Annotated in this window: 18 protein-coding genes; 13 read left to right on the forward strand and 5 right to left on the reverse strand. The window is 65.5% G+C overall.

Going from position 1 to position 19,453, the window contains the following annotated elements; all coding sequences use genetic code 11:
- Positions 1-329 precede the first annotated feature (329 nt).
- On the forward strand, positions 330-1,100 hold the full coding sequence (locus PKE78_RS04365; protein WP_271199612.1) for an alpha/beta fold hydrolase: 771 nt from the start codon (positions 330-332) through the stop codon (positions 1,098-1,100).
- A 282-nt stretch (positions 1,101-1,382) separates the two neighbouring features.
- Here PKE78_RS04365 and PKE78_RS04370 read toward each other — a convergent pair whose 3' ends face one another.
- Positions 1,383-2,219, reverse strand: a complete 837-nt coding sequence (locus tag PKE78_RS04370; RefSeq protein ID WP_271199613.1) for an oxidoreductase — start codon at positions 2,217-2,219, stop codon at positions 1,383-1,385.
- A gap of 160 nt (positions 2,220-2,379) precedes the next feature.
- Between PKE78_RS04370 and PKE78_RS04375 the strand changes: the two genes are divergently transcribed.
- On the forward strand, positions 2,380-3,246 hold the full coding sequence (locus PKE78_RS04375; protein ID WP_271199614.1) for a LysR family transcriptional regulator: 867 nt from the start codon (positions 2,380-2,382) through the stop codon (positions 3,244-3,246).
- A 160-nt stretch (positions 3,247-3,406) separates the two neighbouring features.
- Entirely contained in the window at positions 3,407-3,706 is a 300-nt protein-coding gene (locus PKE78_RS04380) for an EthD domain-containing protein (RefSeq protein ID WP_271199615.1), read from the forward strand.
- 80 nt (positions 3,707-3,786) lie between these two features.
- Here the strand turns inward: PKE78_RS04380 and PKE78_RS04385 are convergent, their stop codons facing one another.
- The 3 genes from PKE78_RS04385 to PKE78_RS04395 form a co-directional block, all read right to left on the reverse strand.
- Positions 3,787-4,317, reverse strand: coding sequence for a VOC family protein (locus tag PKE78_RS04385; RefSeq protein WP_271199616.1), 531 nt, complete (start codon positions 4,315-4,317; stop codon positions 3,787-3,789).
- A 106-nt stretch (positions 4,318-4,423) separates the two neighbouring features.
- Positions 4,424-5,272 carry an alpha/beta fold hydrolase gene (locus PKE78_RS04390; protein WP_271199617.1) on the reverse strand — a complete coding sequence of 283 codons (849 nt, stop codon included), beginning with the start codon at positions 5,270-5,272 and terminating at the stop codon, positions 4,424-4,426.
- A 13-nt stretch (positions 5,273-5,285) separates the two neighbouring features.
- Complete coding sequence (locus tag PKE78_RS04395; protein ID WP_271199618.1) at positions 5,286-5,969, reverse strand: EthD family reductase; 684 nt, start codon at positions 5,967-5,969, stop codon at positions 5,286-5,288.
- Positions 5,970-6,317: 348 nt separating this feature from the next.
- On the opposite strand from PKE78_RS04395, the gene PKE78_RS04400 reads away from it, so the two are divergent.
- Positions 6,318-6,641: a hypothetical protein gene (locus tag PKE78_RS04400; protein ID WP_271199619.1), complete on the forward strand. Its 324-nt coding sequence runs from the start codon at positions 6,318-6,320 to the stop codon at positions 6,639-6,641.
- 479 nt (positions 6,642-7,120) lie between these two features.
- Here PKE78_RS04400 and PKE78_RS04405 read toward each other — a convergent pair whose 3' ends face one another.
- The gene (locus tag PKE78_RS04405) at positions 7,121-8,005 is read right to left on the reverse strand and encodes a LysR family transcriptional regulator (RefSeq protein ID WP_271199620.1); all 885 of its coding nucleotides are present in this window, start codon (positions 8,003-8,005) and stop codon (positions 7,121-7,123) included.
- A gap of 209 nt (positions 8,006-8,214) precedes the next feature.
- On the opposite strand from PKE78_RS04405, the gene PKE78_RS04410 reads away from it, so the two are divergent.
- The 9 genes from PKE78_RS04410 (at position 8,215) to PKE78_RS04450 (ending at position 19,414) form a co-directional block, all read left to right on the forward strand.
- Positions 8,215-8,820: an NADPH-dependent FMN reductase gene (locus PKE78_RS04410; RefSeq protein ID WP_271199621.1), complete on the forward strand. Its 606-nt coding sequence runs from the start codon at positions 8,215-8,217 to the stop codon at positions 8,818-8,820.
- A 411-nt stretch (positions 8,821-9,231) separates the two neighbouring features.
- Positions 9,232-10,566, forward strand: coding sequence for a CmpA/NrtA family ABC transporter substrate-binding protein (locus tag PKE78_RS04415; protein WP_271199622.1), 1,335 nt, complete (start codon positions 9,232-9,234; stop codon positions 10,564-10,566).
- A 97-nt stretch (positions 10,567-10,663) separates the two neighbouring features.
- Positions 10,664-12,259: a sigma-54-dependent Fis family transcriptional regulator gene (locus tag PKE78_RS04420; RefSeq protein ID WP_271199623.1), complete on the forward strand. Its 1,596-nt coding sequence runs from the start codon at positions 10,664-10,666 to the stop codon at positions 12,257-12,259.
- A gap of 211 nt (positions 12,260-12,470) precedes the next feature.
- Positions 12,471-13,022 (forward strand): OsmC family protein, encoded by a 552-nt coding sequence (locus tag PKE78_RS04425; RefSeq protein WP_271199624.1) that lies wholly within the window; start codon positions 12,471-12,473, stop codon positions 13,020-13,022.
- Between the two features lie 57 nt (positions 13,023-13,079).
- Complete coding sequence (locus tag PKE78_RS04430; RefSeq protein ID WP_271199625.1) at positions 13,080-14,240, forward strand: acyl-CoA dehydrogenase family protein; 1,161 nt, start codon at positions 13,080-13,082, stop codon at positions 14,238-14,240.
- Positions 14,237-15,589 carry an FAD-dependent oxidoreductase gene (locus PKE78_RS04435; protein ID WP_271199626.1) on the forward strand — a complete coding sequence of 451 codons (1,353 nt, stop codon included), beginning with the start codon at positions 14,237-14,239 and terminating at the stop codon, positions 15,587-15,589. The genes PKE78_RS04430 and PKE78_RS04435 overlap by 4 nt, the downstream gene beginning before the upstream one ends.
- The gene (locus PKE78_RS04440) at positions 15,586-16,446 is read left to right on the forward strand and encodes an MBL fold metallo-hydrolase (RefSeq protein ID WP_271199627.1); all 861 of its coding nucleotides are present in this window, start codon (positions 15,586-15,588) and stop codon (positions 16,444-16,446) included. The genes PKE78_RS04435 and PKE78_RS04440 overlap by 4 nt, the downstream gene beginning before the upstream one ends.
- On the forward strand, positions 16,446-16,688 hold the full coding sequence (locus tag PKE78_RS04445) for a hypothetical protein (RefSeq protein ID WP_309299090.1): 243 nt from the start codon (positions 16,446-16,448) through the stop codon (positions 16,686-16,688). Before PKE78_RS04440 ends, PKE78_RS04445 begins: the two co-directional genes overlap by 1 nt.
- A gap of 524 nt (positions 16,689-17,212) precedes the next feature.
- Complete coding sequence (locus tag PKE78_RS04450) at positions 17,213-19,414, forward strand: putative bifunctional diguanylate cyclase/phosphodiesterase (protein ID WP_271199628.1); 2,202 nt, start codon at positions 17,213-17,215, stop codon at positions 19,412-19,414.
- Positions 19,415-19,453 lie beyond the last annotated feature (39 nt).

Consider the following 19,453-nt stretch of genomic DNA (forward strand, 5'->3'; position numbering starts at 1 on the left):
AGCCTCGCATCGGCTCTGCGGCCCGCAGCGCCCGCGCGAGCCCTTTCCAGAGGTAGCACGCCCCGCGGGGCGTGAGACGCGTTCCTCAGCTCGAGCCTTAGGCTCCCGCCTCGGCCTTTGATCAAGAGATCAGTGACACGACGCGGAAGCGCGCAAAATCATACGGGGATTTGGAGGCCGCCATACGCACGTATAGGCGCCGGACCTGATGATCTGATCGATCCCCGCTCCGTTCCACGGCACTTCCGAAGGGCTGGGTCTTCCGACGCAGCTTCGCCGCGGCCTCCGTCGGGCGAACGCCAAGGATGTCATGAAAGGAGCCGGTCGTGATGGACCGCCGAACGTTCAACACCGTTTTCGCCGCCGCGGTCGCGGCCGCCGCCTCGACCAAGGCAGCCCTCGCGACGCCCGCCGCCGGCCTGGTCCGGGCGGACAACATCGTGCTCGCCCACGGCCTTTTCGCCGACGGATCGTGCTGGACCGAGGTCATCGCGCGGCTTCAGGCAGCGGGATTGAACGCCACGGCGGTGCAGAACCCCCTGACCACACTGCCCGAGGCCGCCGCGGCGGTCGAGCGCGTGCTGGACCGCCAGGACGGCCCGACCGTGCTGGTCGGGCATTCCTTCTCGGGCGTGCTGGTCACCGAGAACGGCGTCCATCCGAAGGTCTCGTCTCTCGTCTATGTGGCCGCTCGCGCCCCCGACGCCGGAGAAGACTACACGGCGCTCGCCAAGACCTATCCGACGCCGCCCGCAAGCGCCGGCATCGTCTTCGACGGCGAAGAGGGCCGGCTGACGCGCGAGGCGTTCCTCCGGGACTTCGCGGGCGACCTGCCGCGGGAGAAGGCGCTCGTCCTTCACGCCGTGCAGCAGCCGTTCCAGAAAGCGCTGCTTGCGGGCAGGACCAGCAACGCGGCCTGGAGGTCCAAGCCGAGCTTCTACGCCGTCTCCGCCGACGACCGCACGATCAATCCGGATCTCCAGCGGTTCATGGCGAAGCGCATGGGCGCCACGACGATCGAGGTCAAGGCGAGCCACCTGTCGCTCATCTCCCAGCCCGACGCGATCGCTGCGCTCATCCTGAAGGCCGCGGGGCGCTGAGCGTCCCCGCCACAAGCCGACGCGAACTTGACGCACGTCCGGACCAGCGCGCCATGATGGGCAGGCGATGGACATGAAGGGTCACCGGACGCGGCTTACGGCGGGGCGTGAGATCGACGCTTCGAGGCTTTCGGCGGCCTCAACGTCGGAGAGGAAAGCCGGTCGCGCAGCTTGCGAAGCCGCGCGACCGGCCAATCGTGCTTCAACCGAGCTCGACCAGGGGCGACCGGCGTGTCGGCGCTGCAGGCGTAGGCGGCGACGGTCGTGATCACGTCGAGGCGTCTAGTTCAGCGCGTCGAAGTCGGTCGCGATGGACTTGTCGCGCCAAGCGGCGATGTCGGCTCGGAAGGCCTCCAGCTTTCGCTCCGCCGTCGCGTGAGCGCGCGGTCCAATCGGCAGGTGCAGCGGCGGATTCGTGGCGTCGACGGCCTCCAGAATGACGGCGACGGCTTTGGCCGGGTCGCCGGCCTGCCGGCCGTCGTTGGTCTCACGATAGCGTCGCCTCGCCTGCACGGTCTCGGCGTAGGCGTCGATCTCACGCGCGGCGGCCGCCATCGAGCGACCCAAAAACTCGGTGCGGAAGGGGCCAGGTTCGAGGACGATCACTTTCAGGCCGAGAGGACCAAGCTCCTGTGCGAGCGCTTCAGACAGGCCCTCCACGGCGAATTTGGTGGCGTTGTAGAAGCCGAAGCCTGCGGAGCCGGCGATCCCGGCCCCGGAAGAGAGATTGACGATGCGGGCGCCCGGGCGTTTGCGCAGCGCCGGCAGGGCGGCTCGGATCGTCTCGATCAGGCCGAAGACGTTCACCTCGAACATCGGCCGGTATTCGCTCGGCTCTCCCTCCTCGATCGCGCCGATGAAACCAAAGCCGGCGTTGTTGACGAGGACGTCCATGCCGCCGAACGCGTGCTCGGCCAGAGCCACCGCCTTCGAGGCGTCTCCGGCGCGGGTCACGTCGAGCGAAATGCTGCGCACCGTCTCAGGATAGCGCTCGCACAAAGGCAGCAAGCTGTCGGTGGAGCGAGCGGTGGCGACGAGTTGGTCGCCGCGCGCAGCCACCGCTTCAGCAAGCTGCCGGCCCAAGCCGGACGAGCATCCTGTGATCAGCCAAGTCTTCATCCTGTTCTCCTTCGGTATTCAGGCCCGGCCCCGAGCGAACTGACGCGACGGTTTGACCCAAGCGATCAGCGCAGGGGGATGAGGAGACCAATTAAGCTTTCGGTCTTGTTCGATAAGTGACAGTATTGCACGCAATCCGTTCATTCTTGTGGGTGCGCCGATGGAGTGGAGCGACGTCAGGATTTTTCTGGCCATAGCCCGCAACGGCACGCTGGGCGCGGCCGCGCGCGCGCTTCATCTGAGCCACCCCACGGTGGGACGCCGCCTTCGGGCGCTCGAAGAAGCCACCGGACAGACGCTGTTCCAGAGGACGGCGGACGGATTCGTTCCCACGGAAGAAGGAAACGCCGTCATCGCCCTGGCCGAGCAGATGGAGGAAGGCGCTCTGGCCATCGAACGCCGGCTCAGCGGGCAAGAGCAAGAGCTTCTAGGCACCTTGCGCATATCGTCGGCCGACTGGTTCGGAGCCTACGTCCTGCCGCCCATCATCGACGATTATGCGAGAGTTTATCCGCACGTCGATCTGGAAATTCTCACAGGCACCCGCCTGTTCAGCCTCGCGCACCGGGAGGCCGACATCGCTTTTCGGATCGTCCCGTTCGACAACCCCGATGTCGTGCAGCGACGACTGGTCCGTCTGCCCTATGGCGTCTACGTCGCGGCGTTTTCGCCTGAGCCGACGTACGGAGATGGAACCGGCTTCCGGCTCATCACCCACGACACGTCGACCGGCCAATTTCCGGATATCGCCTGGCTCATCGAGAGCTTTCCGAACGCGAAGCCGGTCCTTCGGTCGAACAACCGGAACGTGCAAGGGCGGATGAGCCGTCAGGGCATCGGCATCGCCGTCTTGCCGCAAGTGGTCGGAAGTCAGATCGTTGGTCTTCGCAAGCTCGACCTGCCGGTTGAGCCGCCTTCACGAGACATCTGGATGGGCTATCACCGGGACATCCGGCGCCTTCAGCGGCTGCGGGCGTTCATTGAGACGGTGACCGATCATATCGCGAAGACTTCGGTGCAAACGTGAGCGCCGCAGCCGGCGACTTAAGCTTAGAGGGGCGGCGCCGCCAGCATCTTCGCCGGGTCCATCGGTACAGATGCATCGGTAGCTCGACCCACATTGCTGAACGAGGCATGCTCAATTTTGTAAGTTGAGGATCACTGCCGATAGGTCCAAACGCTCGTTCATGGCGAACACGACACTGATAGTCACCTGCAGCGGCGGCACATATTTCGACCGCGACTACTATGTCGACGTTCACCTGCCACTGGCGCTTGCCTGCTGGCGGCGGCATGGACTGGAAAGCGCCGCCGCCTTCTTTCCGCGCGACGCCGACGCGGCGGATGTCTCCGTGGGGATCTATCGATTCCGAGATGAGGCCGCGCTGCGCGCGGCGCTCGCGTCCATCGAGACCGCGACGGTGATGGCGGACGTCCCCTTTTTCACCGACGCCGCCGTGTCTCGCACTATCGGCGTTCCGCTCTGATCAGGCCGGTTTAGAGCGCGGCCGCGGCGAAGACCACCCTCGCCGCGACACGCTTGATTGGAGTGCTTCTCGCGCCCGCCTCAGTCTTCGTCCTGCCACCTGCGCAGATCCGTCTGGTCGTGATAGGCCATGCGGTCAGGCGTGGTGATGAACTCCATCGTCGTGCCCCAGGGCATGCGGCCGTAGCAGACCCTGTTTCCAGCCCCTTTTTCGGTCGCGTAGGGAATGGCGCGCGGCGCGGTGAAGGGCGTGCCTCCCGCCTTCTCGAAGCGCTCGACCGACGCCTCGATGTCGTCGGTGTAGAGCGCGAAGTGCGTGATGCCGAAGTCGCTCGCCCGGACCGGCTCGGCTTGCTGGGGGCCGTGCATTTCGAAGAGCTCGATGTCGGCTCCGGTTCCGATTTTCACCATCGCCTGGGCGCGCACGACCGTTCCGGGAAAGGCCCCGACGGCGCGCTCGAACTCAGGTCCCTGCCGCGGCGGATCCTGCGGTCCGAAGGACTGGTAGATCACCTGGCCGCCGAAAGCTTCCACAAGGAACGCTTTCGCCGCTTCGATGTCAGGGACCGTGATGCCGATGTGATTGACGCCGCGAATGACGGGTGCCGTCATGACATATTCCTTTCTCGGTTAGTCGATCCATTGCGACCCTCTGCGGCGCAGTTTGCCCGCGACGTCGCGATCCCGGCCGGAGCCACCACGGCCCGGGCGCAGAGCTTCAATTGTCTTTGAGAAGATCGATGAGAGCGGCCGCGACCTCGTCCGGCCGCTCGTCCGCGACATAGTGGCTGCACCGTGCGATCGAGCCGCCCGTCACATTGGCGGCGAACTCTTTGAGCATCGGCACCATATGCACGCCGAACCGCTGGTCCCCGCCCAGGCCAAGCACTGGCATCTCAAGCGGCTGCTTCTTGTACTCGAGCGCGGCCGCATGATCGGCTTTGAGCGTGCGATACCATTCCATCCCGCCGCGGGTGCGGCCCGGAAGAGCCATCGCCTTGGCGTAGATCTCTATGTTCGCCGGATTGAAGGCGCTGTGATCGTAGAACCGCTCGGCCATGAAGGTCGATACATAGTCATATTCACGACCCTGGATCAGGCGCTCAGGCAGATCCCGATTCATGTGGAAGCTGAAGTGCCAGAGGCCGGCGGTCGTCGCCTCCCATTTGGACCAGCCGGGGAGCGGGACGTCGAGGACGGCGAGATGCGTGACGGCTTCCCGATAGAGGGCGGCCTGCGGCAGCGCCACCATGCCGCCGATATCATGTCCGCAGACAGCGTAGCGTTCATGCCCAAGGGCGACCATGACTTCGTGCGCGTCGCGCGCCATCGTCGCCTTGTCGTAGCCGTCGAGCGGACAGTCTGAGAAACCCGCGCCGCGCAGATCGATGGCCACCACGCTCAAATGCTCAGCGAGCAGCGGCATCACGTCATGCCATTCCCACCACGTTTCTGGCCAGCCGTGGAGCAGGAGGATCGGCGGGCCGGAGCCTCCCGTGACGGCGTTGATCTTGACGCCGTTCGCCGGCGTCAATTGCTGGGTGAACCCCTTCAAAGCTGCGATCATGATCGCCTTCCAGTCAGATGTTGACGTCGTTCAGGTGAGAACAGCGCGCGGGGTCGGACGCAGGCCGTCGGGCGATAGTCCGGCCGAGACACGCGCCGATGAGTTGGCTGGCGGCGATGACGAGGAGGGCCACAACGAAGGCGTGAGCGAACTGGCCGGCGTCGTCGCGGACCCCGCTGAGCGCATAGAAGACGCCGCCGATCACTGCGACGCTGAGCGCCGCGCTTGCCTGAAGGGTGGAGTCGATCACTCCTGCAATCATGCCTGAAAAGGCGGGCGAGACGCGGCCGGTGACCATGTGCATCAGGCCGGGCGTCGCAAGCCCATGGCCGAACCCAGTCAGGAAGAGGAGGACGACGAGCCACAGATGGCCAGGCGGCGCGCCCAGCGTCGTGGCCCCGATCAGCCAGGCGCTGCGTTGCGGTTTGACGGCGGTGACGATGTCGACGTCGGCCATGACATGGGCGGTCTCCGGCGAATTGAGCGCCGCTTCCATGGCGGCCTCATCGCGGAAGTTTCCGACGCCAACCGCGATCAGCCCGGTGCCATCACCTTGCGGAAAGAACCCGCCGACGCTGACCAGCCCATAGGGTCCCCAGCTTTTCTGCACGAGCGGGAAGTGCACGTTGATCCAATGGTCCCGGTCGAACGGTGTTTGCTCATCGCCCGCATAGATCACCAGCATCGAGATCATCATCGAAGTCCTCGTTTGCGAGCATCGGAGCGGACCGCCGCGTTCCGCGAGCGCCCAGGAAAATCTCTCTGTTAGTCCGGCCAAGCTTCCGTCGGGTTCCAAAGCCAGGGGGACCTAAGCGGCCGCCCTCATGGGTCTGGAAACTTCGGAAGGACCCACGTCAGCCGATGGCGGGAACCTAGGTGCTTTAAATTTGTTCTCTAACTGACATAACTGCACTTTTGGCGTTCAGTTTTGTGTGGGTTTGCTGTCAATCGGCGCTGAACTTTGACCCTCTATTGGAGTGGGTCCTTCGGGGTGGACGGATTGAGCTTCTGGACCGTGCGCCAGGCTTTCAGAGGATGAGAGCCCATGACACGCCATCGATCCCACAGCATCGCGTTCAAGCGCCAGGTCGCGCAGGAGTTCATCTCCGGGGCCACGCTGCACAGGCTTGCGAAGCGGCATGACCTGTCGCGCAATCTGATCCGCTTGTGCGTGCAGAAGTTCGAGGCCGGCGCTTTCGACGAGGGCGCGAAGGCCGCCAATCGGATGCAGGAGTATGAGGCGCGGATCGCGCGTTGGGGCGGCTTGTCGGCCGGCGACGTCGGGATCGTGCCGAGGCGCCAAGATCCGCCCGCCTCGATTCATCGAGCCCGTCGCTGTCATGGGCCTTCGTCAGTCTGGCGCGGGTAACCGACGTCCTGTGAAACCCCGCGGCCGGGGTCGATGGGATCCGGCGCGAGGCGCGCCCGGCGACGCCACATGACGCGTCGAAGGCGTCCAGTTCCCGGCCCCGGGGGCTACAGACCGTCCGTCTCGAGCTTCTCGTGACCGACTTCGATGTGGAGGGACAAGAGGGCCCTGTCGACGTCCGACCGTGATCAAAGTGACTTGCATCAAGCGGACGTTCCCAAAGACCGCTGAGGGTCACCTACGGCCAGCGGCCACCGCCGCTTGGCGCCAGAAGCTGTCGCTTGCGACTCGCCGCATTGCGGACATCGTTGTTCAATGCGGGACATGGTCGACCGACGCCTCGCAGCAGCCGCAGGACGGGTCCTTGTAGACCACCATCCGCGGCTTGGCCCCAGCGCAACGAGATCAACGTCTTCGACCCGCGTGCGCATGAATAGCCTGCCGCCCTATCAGGCCTCGCCTCTGGGGACCGTACCGGGTCAGCGCGCGTTTGCAGCTGAAGGCGTTGCGAACGCCTCGGCCAGCAGGTCGATCAGCACCCGCACCTTTCGTGGCAGATGCTGCCCCTGCGGCCGTACGATGTAGATGCCGACCGCGGGCAGGTCATAGCTTTGCAGCACCGGTGTCAGCGTGCCTTCGGCGACGTAGGGCGCAGCGATAATTTCTCCCAATACGGCAATGCCGACACCTCTTGCCGCAGCCTCCGCGATAACAAAGGCGTTGTCTGCTTTGAACCGACCATGCGGGCGCAACGGAATCGTTTCAACACCGCGTCTGAAGTTCCAGACGTCCGCGCCAGGCGTGATGCAAGAGTGCTGCAGAACGTCGGATGGCGTTTGCAGTTCGCCGTGCTCCGACAGGTAGGTGGGACTTGCATAGAGGCGAACAGGGAGCTCACCGACTTTGCGCGCCACCAGATTTGAGTCGGACAGGTATCCGACGCGAATGGCGCAATCGAAGCCCTCGGCGGCAAGGTCGACATAGCGATCATTGAAGCGAATGTGGACGTGCAGATCCTTGTGCCGTTGAGCGAGTTCGGCGAGGACCGGCGCCAACTGGCGACCGAACGAGGCTGGCGCTGCGACGCGAAGTAGGCCCCTGAGCGCCCCGGCGGGCGACATGTCTTCGCGTGCATTATCGATGACCGCGCAGACCTTCGCCGCTTCATCCCGGAAATGGGCGCCGGCCTCTGTCAGAACGACGCCTCGGGTCGTGCGGGCGACAAGCTGAGCGCCGAGTTCGTCTTCGAGCCGCAACAAGCGACGGCTGACGATCGATTTCGCCAGACCGAGCCGACGAGCGGCGGAGTTGACCCCGCCCGCATCGGCGATCTCGACAAACACGCGAAGGTCTTCAATTTCCAAACCGACCCCCGTCTAACTGCCGGGCAGCGCACACCGAGAGTGTGCCTGAATCACCGACGGTTGTCAGCCGCTAACCGCCCAAGTGTTCCGGATGCGGGGACGCCGAAGCCCGCCTCGGATGGCTAGTAGGCTATCAGCCGTCCGGTCATTTTCCCCTCGGCAAGCCATTCGACGCCTGACCCGCGCGAGGCATCGAGGAGATCAAAGCCATGTCCACGACAGATCACGCTAGGCCTAAGATCGCTCTGATCATTGGGACGACCCGCGGAGCCCGTTTCGCCGACGTTCCGGCCCAGTGGATGCTGAGACAAGCGCAGTCCCGCTCCGACATTGACGTCGAGCTTCTCGACCTCCGCGACTTTAATCTGCCGATGTTCGACGAGGTCGCCTCAAGCGCGTTCGCACCGAGCCAGAGCGCTGAGGCGACGCGCTGGCAGCATGAGTTGGCGCGCTTCGACGGCTTCATCTTCGTCGTCGCCGAGTACAATCATTCCTTGTCGGCTGTCCTCAAGAACGCGCTCGACCAAGCGTACAAGGAGTGGAGCCACAAGCCGTTCACCGCGATCGGCTACGGGGGGATGGGCGCTGCCCGAGCCTTAGAGCACCTCCGTCAGATCGCAGTCGAGTTGCACATGGTCTCGACGCACGCGGCCGTCCACATCGGTGGGGCCGACTTCTTCACGATCTTCCCTGCTGTCGGCAATCAGCCGATCGAAAGGATCGAGCAGAATCTTCTTGGCTCCGCGAAGATCGCGCTGGACGAACTCGTCTGGTGGGCCAAGGCCACGATGGCCGCTCGCGCCTTGGACGCCTGAGCCAGAGCAACGCGCAGCGTCTTCTTATTGCACGATCTCGGCAGGGTCGAGTTATCGAGCCGGCTTGTCACGGCGCCGATGACCCGGACGCAGGCAATACGTAGGAGACCCCCGGCGAACTGGCGGCGCGGTCGTCCATAGCGCGCCGCAAAACGGATGCGAGGTTTGAGGGCGGGCCAGGTTAGCGCCGGGTCAAACTCTAAGGCGCGACAACGATCGACTGCGTCGGCGGTTCGGCTGATCGGCGGCTACGGGCAGGCCTCGGAACGCCGAGTGCCGGTAAATTGTCGGCATTAGGTCGGCATTGCTGGCGCTGTCACGCCAGGCGGCTCTGGTGATCAGGTGGGATTCTTCACGCAGTCGCATGGCACAGGCATTGCTCATCGATCCAGGTCATCGATGGAGAGCGCAATGAGCGGGTCTGGATCAAATTGGAAGCTGACACGCTGTCCCTGCGGCGCGCATTCAAGTCAGGCCGCTCATGACGAGGCGCTCTCGGTCGCGGCCGTCGAACACGCGACCGAACAGGCGCTGTTGAAGGCGATCTTCCCCAAGACGATCGAGCGGCGCCTGTTCCTTCAGGCGATCGGCGCGACCACGGCCGCAGCCGCGCTCAACCACGTCTTCCCGGTGAAGGCCGCCGCTCAAGCTCTTGGCGAGGCGGGGGCGCCCGAAAAAGCGAACCTCAAGGTCGGCTTCATTCCGATCACCTGCGCGACTCCCATCATCATGGGCGCGCCTATGGGCTTCTACGAGAAGCAGAAGCTCAATGTCGAGGTGGTGAAGACCGCCGGTTGGGCGATCATCCGCGACAAGACCATCAACGGCGAATATGACGCCGCCCAGATGCTTGCGCCGATGCCGCTCCAAATCTCGATGGGCCTTGGCGCGACCAAGACGCCCTTCGTCACGCCCGCGATCGAGAACGTCAACGGCCAGGCCATCTGCCTCGCCAACAAGCACAAGGACAATCGCGATCCGAAGAATTGGAAGGGCTTCAAGTTCGCCATCCCCTACGACTTCTCGAACCACAATTACCTGCTGCGCTATTACCTCGCCGAGCACGGCATCGATCCGGACACGGACGTTCAGCTGAGGCTCGTGCCGCCGCCCGAGATGGTCGCGAACCTGCGCGCTGACAACATCGATGGCTTCCTGGCTCCCGACAACATCGTGCAGCGTGCGGTCTATGACGGCGTCGGCTTTATCCATCTGCTGTCGAAGGAGATCTGGGACGGCCACCCCTGCTGCAGCTTCTCGCTGTCGCGTAAGATGATGGCGGACACGCCGAACACCGCCGCAGCGCTCCTGCGCGCCATCATGCAGGCGACCTCCTATGCCCAGAGGCCGGAGAATCGGAAGGAGATCGCGGTCGCCATCGCGCCCGCGAACTATCTCAACCAGCCGGTGACGGTCGTCGAGCAGGTGCTGACCGGCACCTATGCGGACGGACTTGGCGGCGTGAAGAAAGACCCCGCGCGCATCGCCTTCGACCCGTTCCCCTATGAAAGCTACGCCATCTGGACGCTGACCCAGATGAAGCGCTGGGGCCAGATTAAGGGCGACGTCGACTTCCAGGCGATCGCGAGGGACGTCTATCTCGCGACCGACGCCGAGAAGGCCATGAAGGAGGCCGGCATCGCGGCCCCGTCGTCAACCGCCAAGACCTTCAGCGTCATGGGCAAGCCGTTCGATCCGTCGAAGCCGGACGAATATCTCGCTTCCTTCGCGATCAAGCGAAGCTGACCGCCTGCGCGCATCACGTCCCGCCGAGCCCGGCCCGCGCCCTCTTCGGCGCGCGCCGTTTCGCGCTATGAGTCCCGAAAAGGCGACGATTGGCGACATGACGAACGAAACACGGGACGTCCACCGCGAGACCAGCGGCTTCTGGCGCACCCAGGAGATGTTCCTGATCCAGGAGGTCACGAACCTCATCGGGAAGGGGCTTTATTTCGACCAGGTGGCCCGCGGCGCGCTGCACCTGATGTCCGAGATGCTCGGCCTCAACCGGGGCCGCATCGTGCTGAAATCGCAAGATGAGGACGTCTACCGCATCGCCTATTCGTACGGTCTTACGACCGCCGAGGCCGCGCGCGGCCGCTACCAGCTCGGCGAGGGCGTGACCGGCAGCGTCATCCAGGCCGGACACCTCGTCATCGTGCAGGACATAGACAAGGAGCCGACGTTCCTCGGCCGCGCGGTGGAGCGCTCGCGTCTGCCCGAGGGCGTCGTCTCTTTTCTCGCCTGCCCGATCCGCGTCGAGGATCGCACGGTCGGCGCGCTCGCCTGCCACCGCATCCGCCACCGTGACCGGCCGCTGCAGGACGACGTCCGGATCCTCAAGATCGTCGCGACGCTGCTCGGCCAGCTCCTGACCCTGAACGACCGGCTCGACCGGCGCATGCGCGCCATCGAGGCGCGCGAGCCGCTCGCCAAGCCATCGGACCAGGCCGCGCGATACGGCATCGTCGGCGAGGCCCCGGCGCTGCTGCGCGCCATCGCCCAGATCGAACAGGTTGCGGACGCGACTGCGAGCGTCCTGCTGCTCGGCGAATCCGGGACGGGCAAGGAGCTGTTCGCCCATGCGCTGCACGCCGCGGGGCCGCGGAAGTCCAAGCCCTTCATGAAGGTCAACTGCGCGGCGATCCCTGAGAGCCTATTTGAATCCGAGCTTTTCGGCCATGAGCGCGGCGCCTTCACGGGCGCGACGGAAGCGCGGGCCGGCTGGTTCGAGCAGGCGAGCGGCGGCACGATCTTTCTCGACGAGATCGGCGAAATGCCGTTGCTGCTGCAGACCAAACTCCTGCGCACGCTGCAGGAGGGCGTGGTGATGCGGCTCGGTGGCAAGCGGGAGATCCGGGTCGACATGCGTCTGGTCGCGGCGACGAACCGCGATCTTTCGCTCGCGGTCGAGCGCGGCGATTTTCGCGAGGACCTTTTCTACCGGCTCAACGTCATCCCGATCCAACTGCCCTCGCTCAGCCAGCGGGCTGCCGACATTCCACAGCTCGCCCGCCATTTTCTCAACCGCGCCAACGCTTCCAACCGCCGCGAGGTCGCGCTGACGGCGGACGCGATGCATTACCTCAGCGAACAGCCCTGGCCAGGGAACGTGCGGCAGTTGTCGAACTTCATCGAGCGCCTCGTGCTGCTTGCCAGCGCCCCGGTGCTGGGACGCGTCGAAGTGGCCTCGCTCCTCGCCGACCGCGCCTTCGACATCGCCGCCCCGAGGCAGCGGCCGCCGGAGGCGCACTTCGCACCCGCCGCCATGCCGGTGCGGCCTTATCTGCCCGTGAAGTCCCACACCTCCGACGACCTTCGCCGCGCGCTCGAGCTTTCAGGAGGCAACAAGGCGCGGGCCGCGCAGCAGCTTGGCCTCACCGAGCGGCAGTTTTTCTACCGCCTCAAGAAGCTCGGGCTCGAGCCGGCCAGAAGCTGAACCGACAATTCCGGCATTGTCGACATTTTGTCGACGGACGGAGGCGGCGCGCGACCTACGCCGCTCATCGGAGCGCAGAATAGGTTCGCTCAATTTTCAGCCGGTTTGGCTTCCTCAGCCTCTGCCGGTGCGGGTTGGCACAGGCGTTGCGTTGACGTTTCGTGAAGGATGGCGGGACATACCGCCGCCCGCGGAACACCGAGGACAGCCCATGACCGCCTCCGCCCAAATCAAGACCGCCGAGACCTATCTGCGCCCGATCGACCGCGACGGCCTGATGGCCTTCGCCGAGAAGGGCCGCAACAACCCGAACAGCCGCGGCACCAACGTCGTGAAGACCGTGGTGGACGGCCAGTACCGGACCCTCAGCTATGTGGGCGACCACGCCCCCGTCGTCGTCGACGAGCCGCTGCACCTCTTCGGCGAGAACACCGCGCCGGCGCCTGGCGAGATCGTGCTCTCGGCGCTCGGCGGCTGCCTTGCGGTCGGCATCACGGCCGTCGCGACATGGAAGCAGGTCCGCCTGTCGAAGCTCGAGATCAGGCTTGAGGGCGACATCGGCAACCCGGCCGCCTGGGGCGCCGGCGGCGCCGAGCGCGAGCCGTCGCAGATGGGCTTTCAGGAGATCCGCGTGAGCGTCGACATCGAGGGCGACGCAACTCGCGAGGAGTTCGATGAGATTGTGCGACAGGCGAACTATTTCTCGCCGGTCGCCAACACCATGCGCAATCCGATCCCCTTCAAGATCGCGCTCGCGGACTGAAGGACCAAGGGGCCGCGTCGAGCGGCCCCCGACCACTCCCGGTTGGAGACTTAGCCGATGGCCGGCGCGCTCGCTCTCGATCAGCATGCATTCGACACGTCACCGGACCCGGTCGGCGAAACGGTGCTCGCCCGCACCCGCGCCATCTCGGACGGCGCGCTGCGCGCAAAGGCGCATGCGATCGACGAGGGCCACTATCCGCTCGAGATCATGCGCGACTTCGCGCGTGTGGGCGCTCTGTCGGCGCATCTGAAATCCGCCGGCGGGAACTTCGGTCTCGCAATCGACGCCATGCGAGCCGGCGCGAGGCAATGCGGCTCCACCGGCTTCCTGATGTGGTGCCACGGCGTCTTCGGCCTCTATCTCGACCACTCGGAGAATTGCGGGCTCGCCGACCGCATGCTGCCGCCCCATGCCGCGGGCGAAACCTTCGGGGGCACGGCGCTTTCCAACCCGATGAAGTCGTTCGCGGGCATCGAGCCGATGGCGCTGAAGGCCGGGCGCGTGCCCGGCGGCTACCGCGTCACCGGCACGCTGCCCTGGGTCAGCCATATCGGGCGCGGCCAGTATTGCGGGGCGATCGCGCAGGTGGTCGACGCCTCCGGCGCGCCCTCCCACGAGATCATGTTCGTGCTCCGCTGCGACGAGCCGGTGGAGCTGCGCCAGTGCCCGGTCTTCTCCGGCATGGAGGGCACGAGCACCTGGGGCCTGCGGCTCGCCGACGTGCGCATTGACGACGCCGACCTCATCGCCGATCCGGCGAAGCCTTTTATCGCGAAGATCCGTGCGGCCTTCATACTCCTACAGCTTGGGATGGGGCTCGGAGTCACCGAGGGCGCGATCGACTCGATGCTCGAGGTCGAGAGCGTTCTGGGACATGTGAACCAGTACCTCGACAACCGGCCTGACGAGATCGCGGGCGAGCTTGACGAGCTCGCGGGCCGCGTGGCGAAGCTCGCAGAGACGCCGTTCGAGACCTCCACGGATTACCTGATCGACGTGCTCGACGCGCGCGCCCAAGCGTCGGAACTGTCGCTGCGCTCGACCCAATCGGCGCTCTTGCATCAGGGCGCGCGCGGCTACCTGATGTCGGCAGCGCCGCAGCGGCGCGTCCGCGAGGCGCATTTCGTGGCGATCGTCACGCCCGCCATAAAGCATCTGCGCAGCGAGATGACGCGGCTCTCCAAGGTCGCGCAGCCGGCGGGGGCGCTGACGTGAACGCCGGGACCGCCATCCCCGCCGTGATCGAGCCGACCGACGGGCTCGGCCCTTGGCGGCGCTACATCTGCCGCGTCTGCGGGCTGATCTACGACGAGGCGGAAGGCGACGTCGATAGCGGCATCGCGCCCGGCACGCGCTTCGACGACATTCCCGACGACTGGGAATGCCCGATCTGCAACGTCACCAAGGCGGATTTCGACCCTCTCGTCCCGCGCGCCGCCGTGAGCGCGCCGCAGGCCGCGACGCCGGTCTCGCGCACAAGCGGCGTCGTCATCGTGGGCGCCGGGACCGCCGGCTGGGGCGCAGCCGAAGCCATCCGCGCGCTCGATCCGGCGACGCCCATAACGGTGGTCACGGCCTGCTCGGGCGACGTCTATTACAAGCCCGAACTTTCGGTCGCGCTGACGCGCGGCGCGACGCCGAGCAGCCTTCGCCGCGAGACCGGCGCGCAAGCCGCAGCGCGTCTCGGCGTGCGGCTGATGAAGGAAACCGTCGCTGTCGGACTGTCGCCAGCGAGCGGGACGCTCCGCACCACGCGCGGGACCGTGCGCTTTTCCGACCTCGTGCTGGCTCAGGGCGCGCGCTCCGCGGCGCCCGCCTGCCTGCCCGCCCACCTCTGCTGGCGCGTCAACGATCTCGCGGCCTGGTCGGGCCTCCACGCCGCGCTTTCGTGCGGGCCGCAGCGCGTCGCAATCGTGGGCGCGGGCATGGTCGGCTGCGAACTCGCCGAGGATCTTGCGGGCGCCGGCCATGACGTAACGCTGATCGGCATCGAGGAACTGCCGCTCCTGGCGATGCTGCCGCGCCCGGCTGCGGAGCGGCTCGCGGCGGGCTTTTCGAAGATCGGCGTCCGCTTCCTTGGCGGGCGGGCGGTCGGCAAGGTCGAACGGATCGACGAGCGCCTGCGACTGACTCTCGCGTCCGGCGAGACGGTCGAAGCCGACCAGATCGTCGCCGCGACCGGGCTCGCGACCGAACCCCGCCTCGCGCGCAGCGGCGGCCTCGCGTTCGACCGTGGGATCGTGGTCGATCCGAAGACGATGCGCACGAGCGCCGAACACGTCTACGCTCTCGGCGACTGCGTGACGATCGGGGGCGCGCCCTGCCGCTTCGTCGAGCCGATCCGCGGACAGGCTGAGGCGATCGCGAACGCCATCCTCAAGCGCGACCATAGCGGATATGCCCACCGCGCCCCGGTGATCCGCCTGAAGACGCGGTCGACCCCGGTGGTGATCGAGGGCGCGCCGTCGACGGCCGGCGAATGGCGCGTGCTGCAGGACGACGCAGACGCGCTTGTCATGGAGCAATGGGCGGGCGGCGCGCGCGTTGCGAGGCTCGCGGCATGAATCCTCACGTCACCTCCTTCTTCGACGCGGCCACCAACACCTTCTCCTACGTGGTGAAGGACCCGCGCGGCCCGGCCTGCGCCATCGTCGACAGCGTGATCGACTTCGACTACGCGGCCGGGCGCATCGCCTATGCGGGGGCGGACCGGATCGTGGACCATGTGCGGGCGAGCGGACTTGAGGTCGAGTGGCTGCTCGAGACCCATGTCCACGCCGACCACCTTTCGGCTGCGCCCTATCTCCAGCGCGCGCTCGGCGGAACGATGGCGATCGGGTCGGCGATCCGCGACGTCCAGGCGACTTTCGGCAAGTTCTTCGACGAAGGCGCGGAGTTCCGGCGCGACGGGTCGCAGTTCGACCGGCTGTTCCAGGACGGCGACGTTTTCGCGATCGGCTCGCTGGAAGCGCAGGCCGTCGCAACGCCAGGCCATACGCCGGCCTGCATGACCTACCTCGTCGGCGACGCCGCCTTCGTGGGCGACACGCTGTTCATGCCGGACGGCGGCACGGCGCGCGCCGACTTCCCGGGCGGCGACGCGCGGGCGCTCTACCGCTCGATCAAGCGCGTGCTGGCCCTACCCTCCGCGACGCGGCTTTTCATGTGCCACGACTACGGGCCGAACGGCCGCGAAATCCGCAACGAGACGACGGTCGCGGAACAGCGCGCCAACAACATCCATGTGCGCGACGGCGTCTCGGAAGACGAGTTCGTGGCGCTGCGCACATCGCGCGACGCGAGCCTCGCCATGCCGCGGCTCATCATCCCGTCGCTCCAGATCAACATGAAGGCCGGCGCATTGCCCCCGCCGGGGAGCGGCGGGCGCCGCTTCCTCAAGGTGCCGCTGGACGGCATGTGATGGCCACGCTTGCGCGCGAACCGATGCAGGATCTGCTCTGGGGCGTGTCCGGCTCGGCGGTCGGCGTGACGCTCGGCCTGTTCGGCGGCGGCGGCTCGATCCTCGCTATGCCGATGATGATGTGTTTCGTCGGCGGGCCCAGCGCCCATGTCGCGATCGGCGCCAGCGCCTTCGCGGTGGCGGCCGCCGCCGGCTCGAACCTGTGCGACGCGTCTCATTTGATGCGCTACAAGCGCTCTTGATCACACGCCGTCGCGCGCCGCCGGTCATTAGACCGACGCGACGCGAAACAATCGGTGGAACTGGGAAGGCAGACCTCAAGAAGGGCCGCCTCGGGTCATCCGTGGCCGACGATCAGCAGCCACGAAGCGCCATCAGCCGAATAGCGCCACAACCGGACCTTGGTTCGTAAGCTCAAATCGGACGTTGGCGCTACTTATCTGCCGGCCTCGCTACCGGGTCCATCCGCCCCGGCTTCCGTCAAGTGGACGCTCCGGGCCGCTCGATAGACACGCCCGACGATGAACTGGGTCGCCGGCTTTTGGATCTAACAGACCACTGAACAAATTACCCCGAGGCGTTCGGCGGCATGCTGGAAGCGAAGCATCTCTGCGCCGCCATAGGGCGGTGGGTTTGGCGGCGCATTTCGGAGCACTTCGGTAACAGTTTTGCGTCAGACATGGAGTAGCGCGACCCAGAGAAAAATCAGAAGGCGAAGCACGCAGACCTCAGCGTGCGAGTCAAAGGGTCTTAAAAGACAACAATGATGGCGAAACGCCCTTCCTATCCGGTACCCGACAACGAGGCCCAGCGCCTTCTTGCTCTTGACCAGTACAACGTCCTAAACACGCCTCCCGAGCCCGGGCTCGACACAATCGTGCGGCACGCTCAGCGGATCTTCGGCGTTCCGATGGCGATGGTCTCCTTAGTCGCCGAACACCGCCAATTCTTAAAGGCGCGTCTCGGCATCGAGGCGTGTGAACTGCCTCGGGAAGGCTCCTTTTGCACCTACGCGATCCTTGGCCGGGCCGTCATGGTGGTGCCTGACGCAGCGCTGGATGAGCGGTTCCGTCAATCGCCGTTCGTCACCGATGAGCCGAAGATCCGCTTCTATGCCGGCGCCCCCCTCGTTACGCCGGACGGTTTCGTCATCGGCGCGCTATGCATCGTGGATGTCTTGCCGCGGCCGGGTGGACTTTCCGAAGCCGAGCGGCAGTCGCTCGCCGACCTTGCCGACCTCGTCATGGACAAGCTCCAGATCCGCCGCCTTTCGACAGCCGAGGCTGACGGGCGCCGGCGCTTCGATGCCGTGGCCGGATCGTCGGCGGACGCGATCGTCTTTGCGAACGGCGACGGTCAGATTTTGTCTTGGAACAACGCCGCGGAAGGCATGTTCGGATACGCGGCCGACGAGGCGATCGGGCAAGGCCTGGGCATCATCATCCCCCCACATTACCGTCCTATGCACGATGCCGGCTTGCAACGCGCAGCAGCCGGGCTACCGACCAAACTGGTTGGCTCTTTGGTGACCGTCCCCGCCCTTCGGCGTGACGGAACCGAGTTCCCGATCGAGTTGTCGCTCTCCCATTGGACCGAGGGCGGCGAGCATCGCTTTGGCGCGATTGCCCGCGATATAACGGAACGTCTTAAGACGGAGGCGAGGCTGAAGCGTGGCGCAGAGTACGACGCTCTCACCGACCTCGCCAATCGCACGCTGCTGAGAGATCGGCTCGCAGCCTCCGGCGGCAGCGGTCGCCCAGCGTCTCTGATCCTTTTAGATCTCGACGGTTTCAAGGACGTCAACGACAGCCTTGGTCACGCCGCGGGCGACGAGGTTCTGAAGACAGTGGCGGACCGGTTGCGCGAGGTGCTTGGCGACGTTGGTCTTGCATGTCGCCTGGGCGGCGATGAGTTTGTCATCGTTCTGGAGGACACAGCAGATCCGTTATCGGCCGTCGGCTTGGCCGATCGGCTGATCAAGGCGATTGAGCGCCCAATGGAGCTCGGAGAGCAGTCGATCTATATCGGCGCCAGCGCGGGCGTGTCTCTCGTCTCAGGAGAGGGTTGGGACGCCGATTTGCTTTTGGAGCAAGCCGATCTCGCGCTTTACAAAGCAAAGGCCGACGGCAAAGGCCGCGTACGTCTCTTCACGCAGGAACTGCGTCCGGTGGCGCAGACACGCGTCTCGGTGAGTTCCGGTATTCGACAAGCCTGGGAGAAAGGTGAATTAGAACTTTATTATCAGCCGCAGATCCGCCTCACGGATGGAGCTGTTGTGGGAGGGGAAGCGCTCATTCGCTGGAACCATCCCGAGCGCGGCGTGCTCACGCCGGCTGCTTTCTTGTCGACGCTCGAAAACAGTCTGCTAGCCGTCCCTGTCTCTGAATGGATCCTTTGGACCGCATGCCGCCAGGCAGCCGCGTGGCGGGCAATCGGTTTTCCGGACTTCCGCATCGGAGTGAACCTGTTCGCAGCCCAATTCAGGTCCGAGGACCTGCCGTCCGTCGTCGACAGGGCGCTCTCGGAAGCGAAGCTTCCCGCCTGTGGGCTCGAGCTGGAGATCACTGAGAACACGATCCTGCGGAACGAGTTTCGCATTCATTCGGCACTCCGAGAGCTCAGGGCTGTTGGTGTCGGGATTGCCTTCGACGATTTTGGAACGGGCTTCGCATCCCTGACGATGCTGAAGGACTTTCCGGTAACTCGCCTGAAGATCGACCGATCCTTCGTCAGCAGCCCCGACGGCGGAGACAGGAACCTCGTGATCGTCGACGCGATCTCAAATCTCGCGCGCGGCTTTGAGCTGGAGGTCATTGCCGAAGGCATCGAGACGCCAACGCAAGCCGAGCTGATGCGATCCTACTGCCAAGAGGGCCAGGGTTACTTCTTCGGAAAACCGATGACGGCTTCCGCCTTCAAAGAAGCGCTCGCCAACCCTGACTCGAAAATCGGCCGGGAGGCGGCGTAAACTGCGCCATGGCTTACGCTATACGCTAGGTTTTGCGCC

Origin of the sequence: Methylopila turkensis (assembly GCF_027922325.1) — a bacterium.
In the GTDB taxonomy this organism is placed as follows: Bacteria; Pseudomonadota; Alphaproteobacteria; order Rhizobiales; family Methylopilaceae; genus Methylopila; species Methylopila turkensis.

Coding starts and splice junctions, on each gene's coding strand:
- PKE78_RS04365 (WP_271199612.1), top strand. CDS start 330: ATGGACCGCCGAACGTTCAACACCGTTTTCGCCGCCGCGGTCGCGGCC.
- PKE78_RS04370 (WP_271199613.1), bottom strand. CDS start 2,219: ATGAAGACTTGGCTGATCACAGGATGCTCGTCCGGCTTGGGCCGGCAG.
- PKE78_RS04375 (WP_271199614.1), top strand. CDS start 2,380: ATGGAGTGGAGCGACGTCAGGATTTTTCTGGCCATAGCCCGCAACGGC.
- PKE78_RS04380 (WP_271199615.1), top strand. CDS start 3,407: ATGGCGAACACGACACTGATAGTCACCTGCAGCGGCGGCACATATTTC.
- PKE78_RS04385 (WP_271199616.1), bottom strand. CDS start 4,317: ATGACGGCACCCGTCATTCGCGGCGTCAATCACATCGGCATCACGGTC.
- PKE78_RS04390 (WP_271199617.1), bottom strand. CDS start 5,272: ATGATCGCAGCTTTGAAGGGGTTCACCCAGCAATTGACGCCGGCGAAC.
- PKE78_RS04395 (WP_271199618.1), bottom strand. CDS start 5,969: ATGATGATCTCGATGCTGGTGATCTATGCGGGCGATGAGCAAACACCG.
- PKE78_RS04400 (WP_271199619.1), top strand. CDS start 6,318: ATGACACGCCATCGATCCCACAGCATCGCGTTCAAGCGCCAGGTCGCG.
- PKE78_RS04410 (WP_271199621.1), top strand. CDS start 8,215: ATGTCCACGACAGATCACGCTAGGCCTAAGATCGCTCTGATCATTGGG.
- PKE78_RS04415 (WP_271199622.1), top strand. CDS start 9,232: ATGAGCGGGTCTGGATCAAATTGGAAGCTGACACGCTGTCCCTGCGGC.
- PKE78_RS04420 (WP_271199623.1), top strand. CDS start 10,664: ATGACGAACGAAACACGGGACGTCCACCGCGAGACCAGCGGCTTCTGG.
- PKE78_RS04425 (WP_271199624.1), top strand. CDS start 12,471: ATGACCGCCTCCGCCCAAATCAAGACCGCCGAGACCTATCTGCGCCCG.
- PKE78_RS04430 (WP_271199625.1), top strand. CDS start 13,080: ATGGCCGGCGCGCTCGCTCTCGATCAGCATGCATTCGACACGTCACCG.
- PKE78_RS04440 (WP_271199627.1), top strand. CDS start 15,586: ATGAATCCTCACGTCACCTCCTTCTTCGACGCGGCCACCAACACCTTC.
- PKE78_RS04445 (WP_309299090.1), top strand. CDS start 16,446: ATGGCCACGCTTGCGCGCGAACCGATGCAGGATCTGCTCTGGGGCGTG.
- PKE78_RS04450 (WP_271199628.1), top strand. CDS start 17,213: ATGGCGAAACGCCCTTCCTATCCGGTACCCGACAACGAGGCCCAGCGC.